Raw genomic sequence first — 20244 nt, 5'->3', positions numbered from 1 at the left:
CCTACTCGCGCCTCCTGGGTGGCCGGCTGTCCTCGGGGTGCTCGGTGGGCCCGGTGGCCAGCCACCGGTGCACGTCCGGGGTCTCCTGCAGCGCCAGTCGCGCCAGGACCTGCTGCTGGGTGATGGTGCGCTCGGCACGGCCGCGACCGATGAAGCTGACCGCCCACCGCAGCAGCGTGGTGACCTGGGACTTGAAGCCGATGATGTAGAGCAGGTGCACCACCAGCCACATCACCCAGGCCGTGAAGCCGGTCACCTTGATCCTGCCCACCTCGGCGATGGCCCGGAACCGGGAGATGGTGGCCATGTTGCCCTTGTCCTTGTAGTGGAACGGCTGGCCGGTCCGCTCCCCCCGCAGTGCCCGCCGGATCTCCGCGGCGGCGTGCCGGCCGCCCTGGATCGCCACCTGGGCGACCCCGGGCAGGTTGTCCAGTGCCATCATGTCGCCGATCACGTGCACCTCGGGGTGACCGGGGAGGGTCAGGTCGCGTTCGACCGGGATGCGGCCCTGCTTGTCGACCTGCAGCCCCACCTGGTCGGCGAGCACCTTGGCCAGCGGGCTGGCCGCGACCCCCGCCGCCCAGACCTTGGTGAAGGCCTCGATGCGGCCGCGGTTCCCGTCGGTGTCCTCGACGTCGAGCCCGTAGGCGTCCACGCCCACGACCATGGCGCCCAGCCGGACCTGGATGCCGAGCTGCTCCAGGGAGCGCTCGGCCTTGCCGCGCAGCGACTCGTGGAAGGTCCCAAGCACGGTCGGGGCGGCGTCGAGCAGGATGACCCGGGCGTTCTCCGGGTCGATGTGCCGGAAGTCGCGCCGCAGCGTGCGGCGGGCCAGCTCAGCCAGCTGCCCGGCCATCTCCACGCCGGTGGGGCCAGCGCCGATGACGACGAAGGTCATCAGCCGGCTCAGCTCCTCCGCCGACCGGCCCTCCGCGGCGGCCAGCTCGGCCAGCTCGTAGGCACCGAAGATCCGGCCCCGTAGCTCCAGGGCGTCGTCGATGCTCTTCATCCCGGGCGCGTAGTCGGCGAACTCGTCGTGACCGAACCAGGACTGGTTGGTGCCGGCCGCCACGATCAGGTGGTCGTACCGGTGCCGTCGCCGCAGCCCGAGGGTGTCGGTGTGAACCTCGCGGGCGGCCAGGTCGATCTCGATGACCTCGCCCAGCAGCACCTCGGCATTGCGCTGCCGGGAGAGCACCTCGCGGGTGGGCGGTGCGATCTCCCCCGGGGAGAGGATTCCGGTCGCGACCTGGTAGAGCAGCGGCTGGAACAGGTGGTGGCTGGTGCGTGCCACCACGGTCACGTCGACGTCGGCGCGCTTGAGAGCCTGGGCGGCGAACAGGCCGCCGAAGCCGGAGCCGATGATGAGCACCCGGGGACGGGGCGAGGCGGTGGACGCCATGTTGCTCCTTCACGCTCGGGGATTGCCGGACGGTCAGGCACCGACCCCGCCAGTATGGGGCTGCCCTCGCCCGCTCGCGCGGGCGGGGACGAGACCGCTGGTCAGCCCCATACGCAAGGGTGCGTATACCAAGCCGGCGGTTCTGGCGCGACAGTGGAACCGGCCGCCCACCAGCACGCAGTAGCCGGGGGCGGGAGGCAGTGGCCGGTGCTCACTCTGCGGGCGCCCGTTCACGACCGGTCCGACAGCGCCCCGGACCGGTCCGCACCATCGCTGTCGCCGGCGCGCTCCCCGAGGAGGAGCACTCTGATGGACCCCACGCTGCTGTACCTGGCCCACTCCCGCCATCCTCGGCGGGACGCGGAGTACCTGTCGACCCGCAAACGTGACCGCGGCCTCCCCCACAAGGCCATGAAGCCCGCCACCGGCTCCCCGGCCCTCGGCACTGAGCCGCTGTCGCCGGCTCCGGCCTGGTCCGGGTTGCGTGCGCTGCTGCACCTGCACCCGCGGCACGCGGTCCGCTGACCTCAGGCACCGGCCCCCCTGCGCAGAACTGTGCTTGACACCGGTCGGGCCGCTCACGACGCACACCGTATGAACCGAACCACCGAGAACGGAGATCTCTCATGACGACGAGCCCACGCACCCGCCGCGGTGCCGGTGCCCTGATCGGGGCGGCCGCGCTCACGCTCGGCGCGGTGACAACGACCACGGCCCCCGCCGCATCCGACCAACCTGCCTGCACCTACGGCGACGCCCGCTCGGTGCTGGAGGCCGGCGTCGTCGGACACGCCAAGGCATTCACCAACGTCGGCACCGACCACGGCATTGCGTACTCGGACGCCAACTGCCAGGTGCAGCTGTCCCTCGAGGACGCCCACTACACCTTCACCGACGAGGACGTGTTCGCCTTCCAGCAGACCTGGTTCGGAGCCGTCCGCTGCTGGTTCGACTCCCGCAAGGCGGCGGTCGCCGACTTCGAGCTCCTCGAGGACCGGGCCTGGCTGGCACCGGTGCTGGAGGACGGCACGCTCGGCGCGGCGACCGAGCTCGAGCTGCGCGAGACACCCGTCAAGTACGCGGTCTTCCAGGAGTTCCCGTTCGACGACAGCTGTGACACCCCGACCCAGATCGTCTACCGGCGGGCCGGCACGATCATCGATCTGGCGCCCGGAGAGTACGTCACCACCTGGGTGGCCACGTTCGCAGGCGACGAGATCGCCATGGCAACCGTGCGGGTCACCATCCTGGACGACTGAGCTGCCCCGCCTGGCCGGCTGCACTTGTCACCACCGCAGCCGGCCAGCCGGTCTCAAACCAGATCCTCGGCCGCCACCGCTGCAGCGGTACGTGAGGAGACGCCCAGCGTGGCGTGGATGTGCTCCAGATGCTTGCGGACCGTTCCTTCTGCGATGCCGAGCCGGTGGGCGATCGCGGCGTTGGTGGCGCCGTCCCGCACGAGCGCAAGGACCTGTCGCTGGCGTGCGGTCAGTCTGCGGGCCTGCGCGTCCCGGACGCCCGTGGTGGTGGACGTCTCCCACAGCCGGTGGGCCTGCGCACGCCGGTAGGCCGCGCCGATGTGCGGACGGAGCAACTCCATCAGGAAGCGCTCCTGCTGGGAGAAGTCGTGGCCACGCTCCCGGAACGCCACCAGCCGCAGGGCACGTCCGGGCCCGCCGTCGGGCAGGGCCAGCCGGACCGCGTAGAACCGGGTCGGCCCCAGGTGGTCGATGTAGAGCGGGTGCGCGCGCCACTGCCGGTCAGAGAGGAAGTCCGAGCGCAGCACGACGGCGGTCACGTCTCCGGTTCGGTCGTGGTAGCTGATCGACGGCGTCGTCCAGCAGCCGCCGCAACCCCTCCAGCAGCGGGAGCGGCAAGCCCACGCCAGGTCCCGACTCCTTCAGGACCTCACGCAGGTCCCACAACTCATCCAAGCCGCGCAGTCGGCGCCCGGTTGACGTGACCATGGCCCTCCACCTCTCCGACCCCATCGTCCACCCGACACCACCCCCCGCACCAGCCTCCCGCTGCTGGCAGCGAGGCCCGCCGCGGCCACCGCTCGGACAGCGCGCGGTCGGCGCGGCGCCGCGCTATGGTCCTGCCCTACCCCAAGGAGGCGCCGTGACGCTGTCCGCTCCTCGACTGGCCAGAGGCGGTGTCGTGCGGCTGGCCGTGGCCGCCCTCACCGCCGGTGCTCTCGGGGGTCCGACGGCCGCCCTCGGCTCCGAGACCGCTGCCTCTCACCCGGCCGCCGCCCCCGGCGCGACCCGCACCGACGCAGGGGCCCCGGCGCCAGCGAGCCGGGACTCCCTGCAGGTCTCCCCCCCACTCCTCGCGGCGACCGGCGCCTCCGGACCGGTGGTGCGGCTGCGCGTCCCGGACAGGCTGAGCCGTGGCACGGTGCTCACCGCCGCCCGCCAGATGGGCACCGCCGCCATCCGTACCGACGTGGTGACCGCCAACGGGGGGCGGCTCCGCGTGGGAATCTCCCGCACCGGGGAGAAGGCGATGGACTTCCCCGCCTTCTCCTGGGCCAGGCAGGGACCCCGGGCCGTGGTCCGGGTGCGGTCAACCGGGAGCGGGGACCCGCTGGCCCCCCGGCGCGCCAGCTTCACCTTCGGCGCGGACTTCCGCAAGGACGGGCGCTCCTCAGGGAGCTCGACCGACGACGGGGACAACCTGATCCAGCGCGGACTCTACGGGCAACGAGGCCAGTACAAGATCCAGGTCGACAACGCCCGGCTGAGCTGCCGCATCAAGGGCACCGCCGGCGCTGTGCTGGTCAAGTCTCCAGTGAGTGTGCGCGATGACCGGTGGTACCGCGTGCGCTGCTCGCGCACGGACAGCCGGGTGGAGCTCGTGGTCGTCGAGCACCGCCCCAACGGCTCCAAGGTGCACACCCGGACCACCCGGCACGGCCCCATCGGCTCCGTGGCCTGGCACGACAGCAACACACCGCTGTCCGTCGGGGGCAAGCTCACCCGCCGTGGGGCGCTCACCTGGGGGTCCGTCGACCAGTTCAACGGCATCGTCTACGACCCCGTGCTGGTCATCCGCTGACACGGCGGCCATCAGGCCTGGGCCCGCGACAACGCGAGATGGCGGGGGACCAGTCAGGTCTGCGTCGTGTCAACGCATTAGGGGCAGATCGGCGACAAGACCGCCCCCGAGTACGGCCGCCTCGCCCAGGAAACCGCCAAGGCAATGAGACTCCTCGACCACATTGCCGAGCTCGTCGCCTGCGGCAGCCCCAACCGGCACATGCCCACTTTCAAACTGTGGGAAGCAACCGTCCTGGACCACTGCTTCGACGACGTCGACCCCATTTCACTGCACGCCTACTACGACCCCCAAACCACGCCCAACGGCGACCCCGACCCGCCAGCTACCTCACCGCCGGGATCGACATGGACGCCTTCAGCCAAGGCGTCATCGCCACCGTCGACCACATCCGCGCCAGGCGCCGGGCACGCAAGACCAATGCACCTGTCCTTCGATGAGTGGCTGGCTCCCTGAGTGTTGGGCATCCGGACGGTGCCGGGACCGCGAGTCGGCCAGGGCGCAGCTCCTCATGTGACAGCGCGGATGTCGGAGGCCAGGGCGATCAGCGCCCAGATCCCGATGGCGGTCACGAGCGCTCGAGCGGTCCAGGTCAGACCGGTCTTGGCGGCCTTGGAGGTCCGGGCATCGATCTGACGCCAGAGGACGCCGGTCGCGAGTGCCGCAACGAGAAGAAGGAGGAGGGGGCCTGAGGCGATCCAGACTAGGAGCACGGCGGCTGTCTTGGGCAGGGGTGCAGTGGCGAACCAAGAGTCGGCTGCGAGCCAGCGCTCGACCAGAAGACAGAGCGGCACCACGAAAACCGCCGGGATGAGGAGGAACAGGGCGACCGGCAGCCATTCGGGGCCAAGAGCGGTGAAGTCGACCCCGTCGGGTTGGATCACTACCGCGCCGAAGGCGACCGTGCCGAGGGCGGTGAGTACAGCGATGCGCAACCATCTTGGACCCCTGGGCAGCCCGCGTAGGACAACGTAAACCAGCCCGGCAAGGAGGCCCAGTTGCAGGGTGCCGCCGAGCAGGTGGATGGTTCCGGCAACGGTGAACTGGCCGATCGGGAACCCATCGTCGGTGAGCGCCCCGGCGCTGTCGGGGTTCTGCGCCGCCAGCAGTGCCATCGCCAATCGCCCGCCGACTCCCCCGACCAGCAGGCCCAGCAGTGCGCCGGCGGCCGATGCTGCGGCGACTGTCCGCACCACCGACTCCACGGTGGTCCGCCTCGAGGTGGCCTCTGCCGTGGTGGCACGTGCCGGGGAGGCACGGCCAGGGGAAGCGACCGAGTCGCCCACAACACAAGGCTACTGCTGCCAGCAGCGTCGCCGCGGGCCTGGCGTAGGCCGCCGACGGCCCAGTTGCCTCCACCCGGTTGACTCCTCCCTTGGAGTTGGCCGGCAGTGAGGGGGTGCGCTGGCGGCGCCGGTTGCGCGCCATCGTCGAAGGCCCCCTTGGCTGGCATCGGGTCCGTGAGGCGGCACCGGTGCTCGGCACCGCCATGGCGTCCAGTGGGAGCTGACCGGCGGAGGCACCTTCCACGATGGTCCTCCCGGCGCGGGGACGATTGGTCCGTGGATGGCCGAAACTCTGCTGCTGGTGGAGGGGACGCAACCGGTGGTGGTGGCGCGGGCCGTTCTTTCCTGTCGCTGGTAGCCGCCCTGCCGTTCGTCTGGTCGCTCACCTGCCTGGTGCCTTCGAGGCTGGCGCCGTCCCTTGTCGGCGCCAGGATCGGGGCCCGGCGCCCACCTGGGACGGCACCAGCTCGGACCTCCACGGCTGGAACAAGGACATCTGGGTCATGGACGCCAACAGCGACAAGCCCCGGAGAATCGTGGACTCCCCCGGGAACGACCACTTGCAGGCGGCTGCACCAAACGACCCGTGGTAGGAACTCCTCGGCCGGGCCACAGGTTAACTCCCGGATCCACGCCTCAGAGAGCGGGGAGCGGAGCTTCGGCCTCCAGAACGATGCCCTCCGCAGCGAGCATGGCCGCGACCTGGACGGCCGCCACCCGGCCACTCACACCGAGCTTGCGGTAGATGTGCTCCAGGTGCTTTCGGGCCGTGCCGGGCGCCATCCCGAGTCGATGGGCGATCGCCGTGGTAGTCAGCCCCTGCGCGGCCAGCGCCAGGACCGCGGCTTCCCGCCCGGTCAGCCCGGCCCGCCGGAGTTCCTCCACGCTCACCATCGACATCGCGCCCAGCACTCGCACCTGCGCGTGCACCGCCTGGAACAACCGCTGCAGCCGCCCGGCCAACACCAAGTCGGCATCGGAGAAGTCGTCGACGGATCGCGCCAGCACGAACGCCCGGTGCGTTCCGGGCTGCAACACGTAGGGCATCGACAGCTGCTGCTCGGCACCGACCGGCGCGAGGAGCTCTGCGACGGCAGCCTTGTCCCGGTCGGGACTGATCTGTGTCGGCACCCGCCCGACCGTCTGCGGCCTGGGATCCCCAGTGGCACCGAACCACTGGATGAGCGGATGCCGGTAGTAGGCAAACCGGTGCTCGAGCGGCACGAGCCCGGGACCCCAGCCCCCGACCGGCGGGTCGAGGTGGAAACCCATCGTGGACCCGTCCGCCCAGTTCCAGGAGACGGTGCGCACCTCGAAGGTGGCCCGCAGCTCGCGCTGTACCAGCTCGTGCGGGAACCGTGTCAGTGGCCGCTGCAGCAGCTCGGCAGTGACGTCCAGCCAATGGTCGGCGGCCACGGCGCCGTCCATCCCACCAGGGTGCTCCCGGTCCGGCGCCGACCGCTACCCCCGAGCGCCAAGAGGCGAGCCCTTCCGCGGCCTCGGTGCCCCGTACGCGAGTGTGCGTATACCCCGGTGTGCCCCGGCGGCGCGACAGTGGAACCAGCCCGTCCACCACCGGCACCCCCGGGAGCCGGCGGCGGTCTACGGCAGCACCGGTTGGCACCTACCCGTGCAGGTGCCCGTCCACGACCGGCCCGGCAGCGCCGACGGACCGGTCCGCACCACCCCTAACCACCTGGCGCGCTCCCGAACAGGAGCACCCCGATGGACCCCACACTGATGTACCTGGCCCAGTCCCGACACCCGCGCCGGGACGCGGAGTACCTATCAACCCGCGAGCGGGACCGCGGCCCCGCCCGGCGGGTTGAGGAGTCCCGGCCCACGACGCTTGGCGCTTCGCCGGCGGCTCCGAGCACCGCCTGGCCCCGGTTGCGCGCGTTGCTGCACCTGCATCCGCGGTCAGCAGCGCGCTGAGGTTCCAGTGCCTGGCGAGGCTCAGGACGCGGGTAGACGGCACGACACCTCCTGACCCGGCTAGCTTCGATACAGCACACCCATGCGGGGGGCGCCGTAGACCGTGCTGCGGCGTCACGTCCACCAGGAGAGAACGATGCGCACCCACATCCACATCCAGAACCGAACCCCCACGTTGCCCGGCACCGGTCACGGCCCCGACTCCACAGCTTCCACTCTTGGTCGCGCCGCCCGGATTTGGTGCGCCGTCATGGTGCTCTTCTGGTCCGTCTTCCCCGGTTTCGGGCTGATCGATCTGGAGGTCATGTTCTACGCCCAGTCCGGCGACGGATGGGAAGTGGGCCTCGAGGCCAGCTGGGGAGTGCTGTTCACTTTCCTTGTCGCGCTGCCCTACGCCGTCGTCGCCGCCCGCCCCCAGCAGCTGCAGCCCGCGCTGGCGATGCTGGCCATCGTTGCCGCCGCCCTGCTGCTAGCGGCACCGCTGAGCGGCAAGGCCAGCCCGCTCCTTGCCGCGGCGAGCCTCACGCTGACCACCGCACCACTCCTCCCCGCCGCCCGCCGTACCTGGACGTCCCCACGGGTGCACGCCCCCAGCCCCGGTCTCGGCGCACTCACAGCCGTCATCACCACCGGCGCCCTCTGGTACGCCGCCATCGCCTTCACCCAGTCCCGCACCGGCGCCCCCGACGACACCACCATCGTCTTCCACCACTGGCCCGTCCAAGGCGCCCTCGGCCTGACCGTCGCGGCCGCCGCGATCCTCCTCGCCACTTGGCGCCCCGCCGAACGCCTCTTCCAGATCACACTCGCGGCATCGCTGGTAACGCTCGCACTCGCCTGGGCCATGCACCCCCACACCCTCGGCAGCGTGAACCACCGCCTCCTCATCGCCGCCACCCTGACCGCTGGCCTCCTACTGGCGCTCCACCGGCCGCGATGCCCTGGTTACGCACGGCCCGCAGCTGGGCTACCCAGGGAGGTAGACCAGCCGTGAAGTCGCGGTAGAGGGCCAGCACCGTCGGCGCGCACGGGCCGGTGGGTCGGGGGCAGCTGCAGTAAGGAGCCCGCACGCTGGCAGGGCCGATTGGAGGCCTACTGGACCGAGGACGGCTCCACCTGCAGGCCGACCATGCCGAGGCGGTGACGGCGGTGGCGGTGCGGACCGACCGTCCCGGCCGGCGTGGCCAGGTCTGACCACGGCGCTCCGTGCTGACCGGCGTCAGGGACTCACCTCACGCAGGATCCGCAGGTTGACCTGGTGCTCCTCCGGGCACTGCCGGTAGTCGACCGGGCAGACTCGCTCGTCGCTTCCCAGGAAGCCCGGCACGCGTTCCTCGATGTACTCCACGCACATCGTGCACAGAGTCTCGGCTGTGACGTTGATGTGGCCGCCGTCCTCACCGCAGAACGCCACCTTCCACTCCGGGTCGCGGCAGCAGACCAGGTGCAGGATCTCATCCGGGTTGTTCACCAGCTGATGCCGCGGACCGGTGACGGTCGCCGAGGTGGAGTGGCTGGTGGCGGTGCGCTGGTCGGCCATGGGCTGAGTATGGCCGCAAACCGACGCGCAGCGGGAGTACCTTGCGGGGCCGGTCTCCGGTCGATGCTGCAGGCGGCCGTCCGTCACTGGACAGTGATCGAACAGATTGGTCAAGAAAGTCCCAAGGAATGCTTGTGCTTTAGTCAAGATTACGTCAGTGTTCTGCTACCTGCTCACCGCGGGGGCCGGGGCGGCGCACCGCACCCCCGGGAGGAGGCCCCGCGGGGGCTGGAAGCACGGGAGACGCGATGAAGCGAATGTGGACGGTGGCGGCAGCGGCGGGGATGGTTCTCGGGACCGCCGTGCCCGCGCTGGCGAACGAGACCGGCGACGAGGAGTTCCAGCCGGCGACCAACCCGAACAACTGTGCCGAGGTCGAAGGCACGTGGTGGGACAACGGCGAGCAGGGCAACAGGCGGGTGTCCACCTGCGCGGTCGGCGCGGAGGGGTGGCTGGAGGAAGGCGTCCCGGCGTCCCACCCGCGCCAGGCCTGGACGGTCGACGTGTGGCACCCCGGCGGGCTGACGGTCTACACCTTCGCCCCCGGCAACGGGACGGAGACGCACACCGTGGAGGTCGTCGAGGCGGGTGGTGACCCGGCCGTCGTGGCGTGCTGGAACCACCAGGCGCGGGCCGTCCAGGACTTCCAGGACAACCCGCTCTGCGTGCCGGCCGGCTGAGCCGGCGCCCTCGAGCGTGCGGCGGACGCGGGGGAGGCCCTCCCGCGTCCGCCGCTGTACTGGAGCCGGCCCTGCCCGCCGCCGGGACGCTGCGGCCGCGCAGGACGGGGCTCCGGCGAGCTGGTCCCTGCTGACGACGTAGTCGTCGGACTGGCCGATGACCAGCCAGACGGGCCGTCGTCACGTGCCAGCGCCAGGCCATCGTGCATGTCAGCGGCCCGGCGGAATCGGAGCAGCGACTCGATTCCCGGGGTATTTCATCGGCAGCCGGGGTTGTGTCCGTGCCGGCGTTTGCCGCTCCCATACTGCCCCGGCTGCCCTGGGCTGGGTTCACGCGACATGGACGGTGTTTAGCACGACGTGGATGTCGTCATCGCCGTTGTCGTAGACCTCGCCTTCCATGACGAGGTCGCTCAGTCCCTGGTGTTCGGTCCACATGTGGAGCCACACCGAGTACACGTCCGGGCCGGCGTAGGGCGGCACATGGCCCGACCACACCCAGGCTTCTTCGGGCAGGTCCACGAGCCGGTCGGGGTAGTCATCGATCCAGGTCTTGACCATGTCCCGCCGTGGATCGTCGATGTCGAAAACGATCCCGTCGCGCTGCAGCCCCTCGTAGTCACCGATCACCAGCCGGTGTACCGCGTCGCGGATCAGTTCTCGCCACCGTTGCGGTACTGGGTTCTCTCCCGGTGATGGTTGGGGATCGCGTGGCGCGGGCGGGCCTGGTGGCGGGCCCGGCGGGAGGGAGGCCCAGTCCGGCGTTGGGGTGACGTCCTCGAACCCGAGGACCCGGTAGTGGTAGACGTCCTCGAAGCCGGTGTGGAAGAACCGGACCCGTATCCCCCGGTTCGCCATCCCCCGGTCGGTCCAGATCGGGACGACTGCCTCATAGTCGGGCGGGTCGGTCCCCGGGACGGGGACGAAGTCGACCCGCTCCAGTCGTTGGTCCCGCACCTGATCTGGTGGCGGGCGCAGCGGTGCGCCGACGGCGTCCAGCTCGCGGGCGATTGCCTCCTCGGGCAGGTCACTGCCATTGGCCAAGGCCAAGGTATCTCGGCTCACAGCCATGTTCATGACGATCGACAGCGGGAGCAGCATGCTGTCCAACTCCGCGGCTGTTGGCCCCCCTGCCTGTCCGCGCTCGTTGCTCATCGGCCTAGGAGTTCCTCGTCGGGGTGTGGTCGGTGACACCGAGGGTGCCCCTGAAGTATCCGTCAGTGTGCCGCATAGCCCGATCAAGCCACGGTGCCATGTTGGCGGCGAGGAGAGCCTCGACCGCCACGCGCCTTTCTTTGGCGTACGTCCCACGGCCCGGCCACGCCGCGCGACGCTGCACGTCGCTGGCCTTCTCGTGGTCGGGCTTGGTGACGATGATCGCGGACGCGTCGCCGTAGGAGTATCCGGGGATGTAGCCGTTGACGGCTGCGTGCTGGATGATGTGGTGGGCGTTGCACAGGTGGCCGGTGCCCTTGTTGGCATTCGACAGCTCGCGGTGGGTGCCGACCTTTCCGACGGGGGCGTTGCATTCCCGTTGGCCCGTGGTGGTGGTCGGGGGCTTCGGCGTCTCGTGCTCATCGGGTTCCGGCAGGGGCGGCGGGTCGGTCCGCGGCGGACGTTGCGGCCTTGCCGGCGTGCCGTCGGAAGAGGGGTTGCTGGAGGAGCTGGATCGCTGCGTGACCATCGTGATGGCGACCACTGCGAAGATCCTCGCCAGGACTTTGCCCAGGGAGTAGCGGGCGGTGGCCGCGGCCGCAGGGACCGCGACGAGGCGAAGCGTGGAGGCGTACTCGCCGGCGACCAGCTGGCCGGTCGGGTCGTCCCAGGTGGTGGGGTTGTTTCCGACGTAGGTGTACTGGTTGTAGCCGACCACGCCCGGTGCGCCTGGGCGCACCGGGTCCACGGACAGGAACCGGCCGGTGGCCGGGTCGAGGTCGCAGGCGCGCAGGTTGCACGAGCCCGGTGGCGTCTTGGACCTGCCCGGTGAAGCCGAACACGGCCTGGTTGCCGGTCGTGGCGGTGCGGGCACCGAACGGGTCGAACGTGGCGGTCCCGGTGACCGCTCCGGCCGCGTCGGTGGTGGCCCGGACCGAGCCGAGACCGTCACCGAGCAGGTAGGAGGTGGATTCACCGGACGCTGCGAGCGGTCCGGTCGCGGTGTGCAGGTACGTGTCCACCCTGGCGAGGGTGTCGTGGCTGGTCGGCGGGGCGTGACAGGGGGGTGACTGTCAGGGCGGTGCCCGGCCCTGGCATGCCTGCTGGCATGGCAGAGCGGTCGGCGGGCCACTGCGCGGATCCGGTGGCGCGGACGGCCAGCGGGCCGGGAAACGCCGTTGACCTGGGAATACGCAGATAGGGCCCGCCAGGTTTCCCTGGCGGGCCCTCCGGCAAGTCCGTGTTCGCGGACTTGCATAGTAGCGGGGGCAGGATTTGAACCTGCGACCTCCGGGTTATGAGCCCGGCGAGCTACCGAACTGCTCCACCCCGCGGCGACACCTCCACTGTACGCGAGCGCCACCGCGAGGCCAAATCGGCGCTAGGGGGCCTCCGTCTGCTCGGCGTCGTCCCCGCCCGGGAGGCTGACCGAGCCCTCCGGCTGGGACTGGATCGCCCGGTCGATGGCCTCCTGCAGCCGCTCCTGAGCCTCGGCGTAGCCGCTCCAGTCGCCCTCGCGCAGCGCCTCCTTGCCGTCCTGGTAGGCCTCCTCGATGTCGGCGATCGCGCCGGCCAGGTCACCGGTGGGCTCCCCTCCGGGCTCCTCGGTCTGCTCATCGTCGTCCGCTGGTGCACCGTCGTCCCCGGGCTGGCCGCCGGGCGCCTCGCCGGGGTCAATCGGCTCCTCGGCACCGGTCCCCTCGTCGGGGGCCGTAGCACCGGAGTCGCCGCCGAAGAGCTCGTCCAGCGCCCCGTCGAGGGTGTCGGACCAGGCCAGGTCGTTGCCGAACGCCACGACGACCACCCGCTGCAGCGGGAACGAGGACCCCGTGGCGGCACTGACGTAGACCGGCTCCACGTAGAGCAGGCCACCGCCCACCGGCAGCGTCAGCAGGTTGCCGATCTGGACGTTGGAGCCCTGCTGCCGGTTCAGCGACAGGAACTGCGACAGCGTCGGGGAGAACGCCTCGGAGTTGACGTTGCTGGACTCGATCTCGTTCTGGAACTGGCCCGGTCCCATGACGGTGGTGTCACGGGGCAGCTCCAGCATCCGGACCTGCCCGTACCCGTCCCGGCGCTGCCCGGACTGGTCCCCGGCATCGGCATCCACCGCCATGTAGCCGACCAGGTTCTGCCGCTCCCCCTGCGGGATGAAGGTGCTCGTCAACGAGAACGTCGGTTCCTCCTGACCCGGCATGGCGATGCTCAGGTAGTACGGCGGCATCGACACCTGGCTGTCGCCGGAGGCGCTCGGGTCCTCCGAGACCTGCCAGAAGTCCTGCCCGCCGAAGAACGCCGCGGCGCTCTCCACGTGGTAGCGCGACATGATCTCGCGCTGCACCTTGAACATGTCCTCCGGGTAGCGCAGGTGGCCCATCAGCTCGCCGGAGATCTCGCTCATCGGCTGGACGGTGCCCTCGAAGGCCGACGACCACGCCTGCAGGATCGGGTCCTCCTCGTCCCAGGCGTACAGGTCCACCGAGCCGTCGAAGGCGTCCACGGTGGCCTTGACCGAGTTGCGGATGTAGTTCACGTCGCCCCCGCCGATCGAGCGCACGTTCTGCGCACCGGTGACCAGCGCGTCAGTGGTGACGGTACCGAGCTGCTGCATCTGCGAGTACGGGTACTCCGCCGTGACGGTGTAGCCGTCGACGATCCACTTGATCCGGTCGCCCACCACCGCCGGGTAGGGGTTCCCGTCCAGCCGCAGCCACGGCGCGACGCGCTCGACGCGCTCCCGGGGCTCCCGGTGGTCCAGGATCTGGGACTCGGAGTTCACCTGCTCCGAGAGCAGGATCTCGACCTGGCGGTACTTGATCGCGTAGGCCAGCTGGCGCAGCGTCGACCCGATCGGGACGCCGCCGTCGCCCTGGTAGGTGTTCCGCGTCTCACCGGTCTCCGACTCGCTGTCGGGGTAGTCCAGTTCCTGGGGGGTCGCATCCTCCGGCGCACCGACGATGGAGTAGGTCGGCGAGTACTCCCCGAAGTAGATCCGCGGCTCGAAGTCGCCCAGCTCGCCCTCCGGGGGGATGTTGCGCTGGTAGAAGATCGGTTCGCCACCGCTGGAGCGCTGGTTGCCGTAGGCCGCGACCAGGCCGAAGCCGTGGGTGTACACGGTGTGGTCGTTGACCCAGTTGCGCTGTCCCTCGGACACGCCGTCCAGGTTGAGCTCGCGCACGGCCACGACGGTGTCGACGGTCTCGCCGTCGAGCTCGTAGCGGTCCACGTCGAGCGCGTCGGGGAACTGGTAGTAGTTCCGGACGCCCTGCAGCTGCCGGAACGTCGGCGAGACGATCGAGGGGTCCACGATGCGGATGCCCGGGATGGTGGCGGCGTCGTCGCGCAGCTGGCCCGGTGTTGCCTCGGTCTCGGCGTTGTACGGCTGCACCTCGGAGTCCTCGAGCTGGTAGGCCTGCAGCGTGGCGTCGATGGCGCGCTGGATGTACGGCTCCTCCAGCGCGGCCTCGGAGGGCCGGACCCGCAGCGACTGGATCAGCGAGGGGTAGATGCCGCCCACCACGACCGCGATGACCACCAGGCCGACCAGGCCGATGATCGGCAGCCGCCAGGCCTTGGTCCAGATGGTGGCCACGAAGAACGCCGCGCAGAGCAGCGCGGCGATGGCGAGCACCCCGCGCGTGGGCAGCACCGCGTTCACGTCGGTGTAGGTCATGCCGGTGATGCGCTCGTGCTGCGTGGTCATCAGGGTGTAGCGCTCCAGCCAGTAGGCCACGCCCCGCACCGCGATGAGCAGTGCCAGCAGCACCGCCAGATGGACCCGCGCCTGCGGGGTGGTGCGCTGTCCCGGCCCCTGCAGCTGCAGCCCGCCGTAGACGTAGTGGGTCAGCAGCGCCGCGATGACGGCCAGGCCCAGCACGAGGGTGGCGAAGCTGACCAGGACCTCCAGCCACGGCACCGTGAAGACGAAGAAGCCGATGTCGATGCCGAACTCCGGGTCGGTCTGGCCAAACGGCTGCCGGTTGAGCCACAGCAGCACCGTCTGCCACTGGGCGGCCCCTGCCGACCCGGCGAACAGCCCCAGCACGACCGGGACGCCCACGAACACCAGCCGCCGGACCGGCTCCAGCGCGGCCCGGTACCGGTCCAGGTTCTCCTGCTCCGGGCTGGCCGGGGCGTAGACGGGCCGGTGCCGGTACGCCAGCCACAGGGAGCTCCACACCAGCAGGCCGGACAGGCCGCCGGCGATGACGAACAACGCCGCCTGGGTGAGCAGCCTCGTCGTCAGTACCTGCCGGTACCCCGCCTCGGTGAACCAGAGCAGGTCGGTCCACAGCGTGGCCAGGTAGCCGGCCGCCATCAGCAGGCCGATGACCACCAGCACGGTGGGCCCGATCCGGCCGCCGCCGAACATGCCGCCACGGGTCGGCGGCCGCCCTGAGGGCGGAGTCCCCCCGGGACGCGGAGCCCCGGTGGGCGGGGGCCCGAACGGCGAGTGGGGCCGTCCTTCCGGGCGGTCGGGGTCGGGCTCGTTCTGCTGGGTCACGCTGGTCCTGTCGTCGCGGTGCTCGGCCCCCGGGGCCGGCCCCCGTCGCGCCGCGGCGGGCGCCGGTGCCGGTGGTCCGGACGACCATCGTATAGACGAAGTCTGGGCCCACCGTCCCCGGGAGCCGCCCGGTAGGAGCGGCCGGGGGCAGGTGCGACGATTGGGTCATGGCCAGCGACCCGACCGACGCCGACCTCGACCGCGTGCTCACCGACGCCGCCGCCGACACCGAGCGACACGTCGCCCGGGCTGGCTGGGACCAGCCGCCGCGGTTGTTCTCCCTCGTGCGGACCGCCACCCTCGTGGAGCGCGAACCCGCGCTGGCCGACCAGCTGCGCCGGGGTCACCCGGAGGGGTTCACCAGCATCGAGCAGGAGGGACTGCCACGCACCGCGCACCTGGAGTCGCTGCTGGGCCGGATGGCCTGGCCGCCGGAGGTGGACGGGGTCGCGCTGGCGATCGAGCGGATCGTGGTGCCGCCCGAGGCCGAGCGGGACCTGCCCGATGACCCCACCGAGGCGACCGAGGCGCTGGCGGCCCACCCGGGCCGCAAGGACGTGCGACTGCTCGCCGCGGTGCTGCGTACCGGCGAGGCGGTGTGCCTGCTCCGGCAGCGGGACCATGACCGGGACGACGCGGTGGCCCGCGGCGAGGACATCGCTCCCGGCCTGGTGCACGCGCTGCGGGCGACGCTGGCGGACTGAGCCGGCGCCGGCCGGGCGGGCACGGGTGAGGGTCAGCAGCGGGGCAGCTCCACGTCCTCGCCGGCGCCGACCGCCTCAACCACGTCACGGGCCTGCTCGAAGGACTCCACCCTCAGGACCTCCAGCCCGTCCGGCTCGTGGCCACGGACCTGCTCGCAGTTGTCCGCGGGGGCCAGGAAGTACTCGGCGCCCGCGTCACGCGCCCCGATCATCTTCTGCCGGATCCCGCTGATGCCGCCGACTTCCCCGGTCTCCGCCCGGGCCATGGTGCCGGTGCCGGCGAACTCCTTGCCCCCGGTCAGCTGCCCGGGCGTGATCAGGTCATAGACCGCCAGTGAGAACATCAACCCGGCCGAGGGCCCACCCACGTTGCCGGCATCGATGGTGATCTCGTACGGCAGCTCGTAGTCGGAGGCGAGGTAGACCCCGACGACGGTGCGGCCCTCCGTCTGGCCCGAGCCCTCGCCGGTGGGCACCTGCAGCGAGGTGGGCTCGCCGTCACGGACGACGGTCATCTCCACCTGCTCGCCGGGCTCATAGGCCTGCAGCGCGTCGCTGACGTCGGTGGGAGCGGCGACCGGCTCCCCCGCCACCTCGGTGATGACGTCGTCGACGTGCAGCACGCCGGCCGCGGGGGCGTCCTCGATCACCTGGGCCACGACGATGCTCTCGCTGACCTCCTCACCGGCGGCGCGCAGCGCCACGACCGCCGCCCCCTGCTGGGAGTGCGCCATCAGCTCGGCGTTCTGCTCCCGCACCTGCTCGGCCGTCACGTCCTGGGGGTACACCTGCTCCTCCGGCACCACCTCGGCGCGGGGGTCCACCTCGGCCAGCAGCCAGTCCCAGGCCGTGACCTCGCTGCGCGGCCCGCCGTGGAGCACCACGGTGGTGAAGTCCAGCGCGCCGGAGGTCGGGTAGGTCTCAGTGCCCTCGATGCTGACGACCGGGTGGCCATCCATCTCGCCGAGCGTGCTGTAGACCGGCCCCGGCCGGTAGACGACCTTGGCCACCGTCACCAGGTTGGCCAGGGCGATCGCGGTGACGATCACCACGACCGTCACCAGCGCGGCCGCCGTGCGGCCGGTGATCGCGGTGTGCGCCGGGCGGCGCCGCCGGGCGGGGGACGGGAACCCCCGGTAGTAGCCGCTCCCGTCGCTCGGGCTGCTCACAGGCCCACCCACTCCAGCGTCCCGTCGGCGAACCGCTGCTCCTTCCAGATGGGCACCTGCTGCTTCAGCTCCTCGATCAGCTCCCGGCACGCCTCGAACGCCGCCGCGCGGTGGGCAGCCGAGACCGCGCAGACCACGGCCAGGTCACCGACGCGCAGCGTGCCGCTGCGGTGGTGGGCCGCCGCCCCGATCACCCCGTCCTGCCCCGCCACCCGGGCGACCAGGCCGGCGAGGGTCTCCGGCGCCGAAGGATGGGCCGAATAGTCCAGCTGGACCACCCCGTCCCTTCCCCCGTCGTGGTCGCGGACCACGCCGGCGAAGACCACCACCGCTCCGGCCCGCGGGTCGCGGACCGCGGCGACGGCCGCGTCCAGCGACAGCTCCTCCCCGGTGATCAGTGCGCTCGGGGTCCCCTCGCTCGGCATGGGGCCATCTTCACCCATCGGCCTGAGCGGTCGCTGCACGTGGCCTCAGCCGCGGCGACGGCGACGGCGCATCAGGGCGGCGGTGGCCACGGCCGCCACGGCGGCGCTGGCCGCGCCGGCCCCGAGGGCGGCGTCGCGCCGCTGCAGCCGTCGAGCCATCACGGCTCGGTGCCCGCGCACCCCCTCCAGCAGCACGCTCAGCGCGGTCGCGTTGTCGTACGCGGCGAACCAGCCCACGCGGGACAGACTGGTCGGCGCGACCGCCCACGGCTGTGACACGTAGGCCAGGTCGGTGGCCGGGAGCGGGAGCACCCCGAGCCGGTGCAGCCGGTCGGCCGCCCCCTGCGCGGCCGCAGCGGAGAGCTCGACGCGGCGCATCCCGGCGATCTCCTCCACCTCGGCCTGGGTGAGGGTGTCGAGCGCACCGACGGCCACGACCGGCGGCAGCGACTCGTGCAGCACCGTCACGATCGCCCGGGCCAGGTCCTCCACGTGGCAGAACTGCCAGGCCGGGTTGCCACCGCGCAGCGCCAGCAGCCGGGGTGCCTCGAAGTGACGGGTGATGATCGTGTCCACGCCCGGGCCCACCAGGGCTGCCGGCCGCACCGACGTGATCCGCAGCCCTGGGTGCACCTGCCGCGCGGTGTCGAGGATCGACTCCACCTCGAGCAGGTCGGCGACCAGCCCCTCGGCGTCATCGGCGCGGCGCGGGCTGTCCTCCGGCAGCGGCACCGGGTTCTCCGGGCGGGCCCCGTAGACCATGGCGCTGGAGATGACCACCAGGTGGGACACGCCGGCGGCCGCGGCGGCCGTGCTCAGGCTCTGCACCTCGCGCACCAGCCGGGTACGTCGCGCCTCCGGGCCCTCCTCGAGGGCGCCCCCCAGGTCCGCCTCGTAGGCGGCGTGCACGACCACGTCCACGTCCTGCAGCGCGTCCACGACGGCGGGGGTGGCGATGTCGGTGAGCCGCCACTCGACGTCACCGGCCACGCCGGTGCGGGCGTCCAGACCGACCACCCGTTCCCCGGACGCGGCGATCTCGCGGGCGATGGTGGCCGCGAACTCGGAGGCGGCACGGGTGACCGCCACCCGCAGCGGCCCTGGCTCGGGACTACGCCGAGAGCGAACCGGGCTCGAGTGGGAACTCACGGCCACCTCCACGTGGTTGGGATGATGAGGCCATCCTGTCAGCCAGACCGGCAGGATGCGCAGCCCGTGCCGTCACCGTCCCGAGGAGGCACCATGTCCGAGCAGTTCCCCCCGTCCCGCGAGCCCGGAGACGGCGACGACGAGGAGCGCCCGGACCCGCTGTCCCAGCTCTTCGGCGGGCAGCTGCCCCCCGAGCTGCGGGAGAGCATGCGGGCGATGGGTCTGGACAAGATGGACCCGGCGATGCTGCAGATGGTTCAGGCCCAGGTGCAGGCGATGATGACCGGCGGCACCGAGGCCGACGGGCCGCTCAACGTCACGCTCGCCACCGACACCGCGCGTCGGGTCGTCGCCGAGGGCGGGGATCCCAGCGTCCCGGACAAGACCCGGCAGGACGTCGAGTCAGTGGTCCAGGTGGCCAGCCTCTGGCTGGACGAGGTCACCGACCTGGCACCCCCGGAGGGACCGGTCCGCGCGCTGAGCCGCGCGGAGTGGGTCGAGCAGACCATGCCGGTGTGGCGCAGGCTCACCGAGCCGGTCGCCGCCGGGGTGAGCGCCGCGATGACCCGCGCCATGGAGGAGCAGCTGGGCGCGCTCGGTGAGGGCGGTCCGGCCGCGGCGGCCATCCCAGGGCTCCCGCCGGGCATGGACCCCTCGGCGCTTCTCGGACAGATGGAGCCGATGATGCGCCGGATGAGCAGCGCCATGTTCGGTGGCCAGGTCGGCCAGGCGGTCGGCACGCTCGCGGGCGAGACGGTCAGTGGCACCGAGGTCGGGCTGCCGCTGCTGCCCGGCGAGACGGTGGCGCTGCTGCCGCACAACGTGGCCGAGTTCGCCGATGGCCTGGGCCTGGAAGCCGGGGAGGTGCACCTCTACCTCGCCGTCCGGGAGGCCGCCCGCGTCCGGCTGTTCGCCGGCGTCCCCTGGCTGGGCCCCCAGCTGCTCACCGCGGTGGAGGACTACGCCCGCGACATCACCTTCAACACGGCCGGGATCGAGGAGGCGATGCGCACCCTCGACCCGCAGGACCCGCAGGCGATGCAGGAGGCGCTCTCCGGCTCGCTGTTCTCCCCGGAGCCGAGCGCCGCGCAGCGCTCCGCCGTGAACCGGCTGGAGACCTACCTGGCGCTGGTCGAGGGGTGGGTGGACCTGGTGAGCGAGCGCGCTGCCGCGCCGCACCTGCCGAGCACCGGCGCCCTCGCCGAGGCGGTGCGCCGCCGGCGCGCCACCGGGGG

At 71.6% G+C, this 20244-nt stretch carries 18 protein-coding genes and 1 tRNA gene; 7 read left to right on the top strand and 12 right to left on the bottom strand.

The features are described 5' to 3' along the window. Position 1 precedes the first annotated feature (1 nt). Positions 2–1402, bottom strand: a complete 1401-nt coding sequence (locus tag GFJ45_RS07475; RefSeq protein WP_153395745.1) for an NAD(P)/FAD-dependent oxidoreductase — start codon at positions 1400–1402, stop codon at positions 2–4. A 309-nt stretch (positions 1403–1711) separates the two neighbouring features. On the opposite strand from GFJ45_RS07475, the gene GFJ45_RS07470 reads away from it, so the two are divergent. Both GFJ45_RS07470 and GFJ45_RS07465 read left to right on the top strand, forming a co-directional pair. Then, on the top strand, positions 1712–1927 hold the full coding sequence (locus GFJ45_RS07470) for a hypothetical protein (RefSeq protein ID WP_153395743.1): 216 nt from the start codon (positions 1712–1714) through the stop codon (positions 1925–1927). Positions 1928–2028: 101 nt separating this feature from the next. Next, positions 2029–2661, top strand: a complete 633-nt coding sequence (locus GFJ45_RS07465) for a hypothetical protein (RefSeq protein ID WP_153395741.1) — start codon at positions 2029–2031, stop codon at positions 2659–2661. Positions 2662–2714: 53 nt separating this feature from the next. Here GFJ45_RS07465 and GFJ45_RS16720 read toward each other — a convergent pair whose 3' ends face one another. Then, positions 2715–3200 carry a helix-turn-helix transcriptional regulator gene (locus tag GFJ45_RS16720; RefSeq protein WP_228386650.1) on the bottom strand — a complete coding sequence of 162 codons (486 nt, stop codon included), beginning with the start codon at positions 3198–3200 and terminating at the stop codon, positions 2715–2717. A 323-nt stretch (positions 3201–3523) separates the two neighbouring features. On the opposite strand from GFJ45_RS16720, the gene GFJ45_RS07455 reads away from it, so the two are divergent. Beyond that, entirely contained in the window at positions 3524–4462 is a 939-nt protein-coding gene (locus tag GFJ45_RS07455; protein WP_153395739.1) for a laminin G domain-containing protein, read from the top strand. 509 nt (positions 4463–4971) lie between these two features. Here GFJ45_RS07455 and GFJ45_RS07450 read toward each other — a convergent pair. Together GFJ45_RS07450 and GFJ45_RS07445 are read right to left on the bottom strand one after the other, a co-directional pair. Further along, positions 4972–5658 (bottom strand): hypothetical protein, encoded by a 687-nt coding sequence (locus tag GFJ45_RS07450; protein WP_194288563.1) that lies wholly within the window; start codon positions 5656–5658, stop codon positions 4972–4974. Between the two features lie 726 nt (positions 5659–6384). Continuing rightward, a complete protein-coding gene (locus GFJ45_RS07445; protein WP_153395735.1) occupies positions 6385–7176 on the bottom strand; it encodes a helix-turn-helix transcriptional regulator in 792 nt (263 codons plus the stop codon). Between the two features lie 643 nt (positions 7177–7819). On the opposite strand from GFJ45_RS07445, the gene GFJ45_RS07440 reads away from it, so the two are divergent. After that, positions 7820–8677 carry a hypothetical protein gene (locus GFJ45_RS07440; protein ID WP_153395733.1) on the top strand — a complete coding sequence of 286 codons (858 nt, stop codon included), beginning with the start codon at positions 7820–7822 and terminating at the stop codon, positions 8675–8677. 225 nt (positions 8678–8902) lie between these two features. On the opposite strand, the gene GFJ45_RS07435 is transcribed toward GFJ45_RS07440, so the two are convergent. Beyond that, on the bottom strand, positions 8903–9223 hold the full coding sequence (locus tag GFJ45_RS07435) for a hypothetical protein (RefSeq protein WP_153395731.1): 321 nt from the start codon (positions 9221–9223) through the stop codon (positions 8903–8905). A 248-nt stretch (positions 9224–9471) separates the two neighbouring features. On the opposite strand from GFJ45_RS07435, the gene GFJ45_RS07430 reads away from it, so the two are divergent. After that, on the top strand, positions 9472–9903 hold the full coding sequence (locus GFJ45_RS07430; protein ID WP_153395729.1) for a hypothetical protein: 432 nt from the start codon (positions 9472–9474) through the stop codon (positions 9901–9903). A 330-nt stretch (positions 9904–10233) separates the two neighbouring features. Here GFJ45_RS07430 and GFJ45_RS07425 read toward each other — a convergent pair whose 3' ends face one another. The 4 genes from GFJ45_RS07425 to GFJ45_RS07410 form a co-directional block, all read right to left on the bottom strand. Beyond that, entirely contained in the window at positions 10234–11058 is an 825-nt protein-coding gene (locus GFJ45_RS07425; RefSeq protein ID WP_153395727.1) for a DUF7668 domain-containing protein, read from the bottom strand. A 4-nt stretch (positions 11059–11062) separates the two neighbouring features. Beyond that, positions 11063–12316, bottom strand: a complete 1254-nt coding sequence (locus GFJ45_RS07420) for an RHS repeat-associated core domain-containing protein (protein WP_153395725.1) — start codon at positions 12314–12316, stop codon at positions 11063–11065. A gap of 2 nt (positions 12317–12318) precedes the next feature. Continuing rightward, positions 12319–12392, bottom strand: a tRNA-Met gene (locus tag GFJ45_RS07415). A 47-nt stretch (positions 12393–12439) separates the two neighbouring features. Next, the gene (locus GFJ45_RS07410) at positions 12440–15430 is read right to left on the bottom strand and encodes a UPF0182 family membrane protein (RefSeq protein ID WP_194288561.1); all 2991 of its coding nucleotides are present in this window, start codon (positions 15428–15430) and stop codon (positions 12440–12442) included. Positions 15431–15729: 299 nt separating this feature from the next. Between GFJ45_RS07410 and GFJ45_RS07405 the strand changes: the two genes are divergently transcribed. After that, positions 15730–16266, top strand: coding sequence for a PPA1309 family protein (locus tag GFJ45_RS07405; protein WP_153395723.1), 537 nt, complete (start codon positions 15730–15732; stop codon positions 16264–16266). Between the two features lie 32 nt (positions 16267–16298). Here the strand turns inward: GFJ45_RS07405 and GFJ45_RS07400 are convergent, their stop codons facing one another. Genes GFJ45_RS07400 through GFJ45_RS07390 form a run of 3 tightly spaced genes read right to left on the bottom strand, consistent with a single transcriptional unit; the run spans position 16299 to position 18949 of the window. After that, a complete protein-coding gene (locus GFJ45_RS07400; protein ID WP_153395722.1) occupies positions 16299–17435 on the bottom strand; it encodes a YlbL family protein in 1137 nt (378 codons plus the stop codon). Beyond that, positions 17432–17860 (bottom strand): molybdenum cofactor biosynthesis protein MoaE, encoded by a 429-nt coding sequence (locus GFJ45_RS07395; RefSeq protein ID WP_153395720.1) that lies wholly within the window; start codon positions 17858–17860, stop codon positions 17432–17434. The genes GFJ45_RS07400 and GFJ45_RS07395 overlap by 4 nt, the downstream gene beginning before the upstream one ends. Positions 17861–17905: 45 nt before the next feature. Then, the gene (locus GFJ45_RS07390) at positions 17906–18949 is read right to left on the bottom strand and encodes an NAD-dependent epimerase/dehydratase family protein (protein WP_228386648.1); all 1044 of its coding nucleotides are present in this window, start codon (positions 18947–18949) and stop codon (positions 17906–17908) included. A 153-nt stretch (positions 18950–19102) separates the two neighbouring features. On the opposite strand from GFJ45_RS07390, the gene GFJ45_RS07385 reads away from it, so the two are divergent. Further along, the coding region (locus GFJ45_RS07385; RefSeq protein WP_153395716.1) for a zinc-dependent metalloprotease at positions 19103–20244 on the top strand (1142 nt) is incomplete at its 3' end.

Origin of the sequence: Ornithinicoccus halotolerans (assembly GCF_009602535.1) — a bacterium.
Taxonomy (GTDB): Bacteria; Actinomycetota; Actinomycetes; order Actinomycetales; family Dermatophilaceae; genus Ornithinicoccus; species Ornithinicoccus halotolerans.
The sequence above is the reverse complement of the archived record's forward strand: the minus strand, read 5'-3'. Positions and strand labels throughout refer to the sequence as shown.

Excerpts from the sequence above, each read along its gene's own strand:
- GFJ45_RS07405 (WP_153395723.1), top strand. The coding sequence starts at position 15,730 with ATGGCCAGCGACCCGACCGACGCCGACCTCGACCGCGTGCTCACCGAC.
- GFJ45_RS07465 (WP_153395741.1), top strand. The coding sequence starts at position 2,029 with ATGACGACGAGCCCACGCACCCGCCGCGGTGCCGGTGCCCTGATCGGG.
- GFJ45_RS07440 (WP_153395733.1), top strand. The coding sequence starts at position 7,820 with ATGCGCACCCACATCCACATCCAGAACCGAACCCCCACGTTGCCCGGC.
- GFJ45_RS07475 (WP_153395745.1), bottom strand. The coding sequence starts at position 1,402 with ATGGCGTCCACCGCCTCGCCCCGTCCCCGGGTGCTCATCATCGGCTCC.
- GFJ45_RS07420 (WP_153395725.1), bottom strand. The coding sequence starts at position 12,316 with ATGCAAGTCCGCGAACACGGACTTGCCGGAGGGCCCGCCAGGGAAACC.
- GFJ45_RS07470 (WP_153395743.1), top strand. The coding sequence starts at position 1,712 with ATGGACCCCACGCTGCTGTACCTGGCCCACTCCCGCCATCCTCGGCGG.
- GFJ45_RS07425 (WP_153395727.1), bottom strand. The coding sequence starts at position 11,058 with ATGAGCAACGAGCGCGGACAGGCAGGGGGGCCAACAGCCGCGGAGTTG.
- GFJ45_RS07410 (WP_194288561.1), bottom strand. The coding sequence starts at position 15,430 with ATGTTCGGCGGCGGCCGGATCGGGCCCACCGTGCTGGTGGTCATCGGC.
- GFJ45_RS07395 (WP_153395720.1), bottom strand. The coding sequence starts at position 17,860 with ATGCCGAGCGAGGGGACCCCGAGCGCACTGATCACCGGGGAGGAGCTG.
- GFJ45_RS07445 (WP_153395735.1), bottom strand. The coding sequence starts at position 7,176 with ATGGACGGCGCCGTGGCCGCCGACCATTGGCTGGACGTCACTGCCGAG.
- GFJ45_RS07430 (WP_153395729.1), top strand. The coding sequence starts at position 9,472 with ATGAAGCGAATGTGGACGGTGGCGGCAGCGGCGGGGATGGTTCTCGGG.
- GFJ45_RS07435 (WP_153395731.1), bottom strand. The coding sequence starts at position 9,223 with ATGGCCGACCAGCGCACCGCCACCAGCCACTCCACCTCGGCGACCGTC.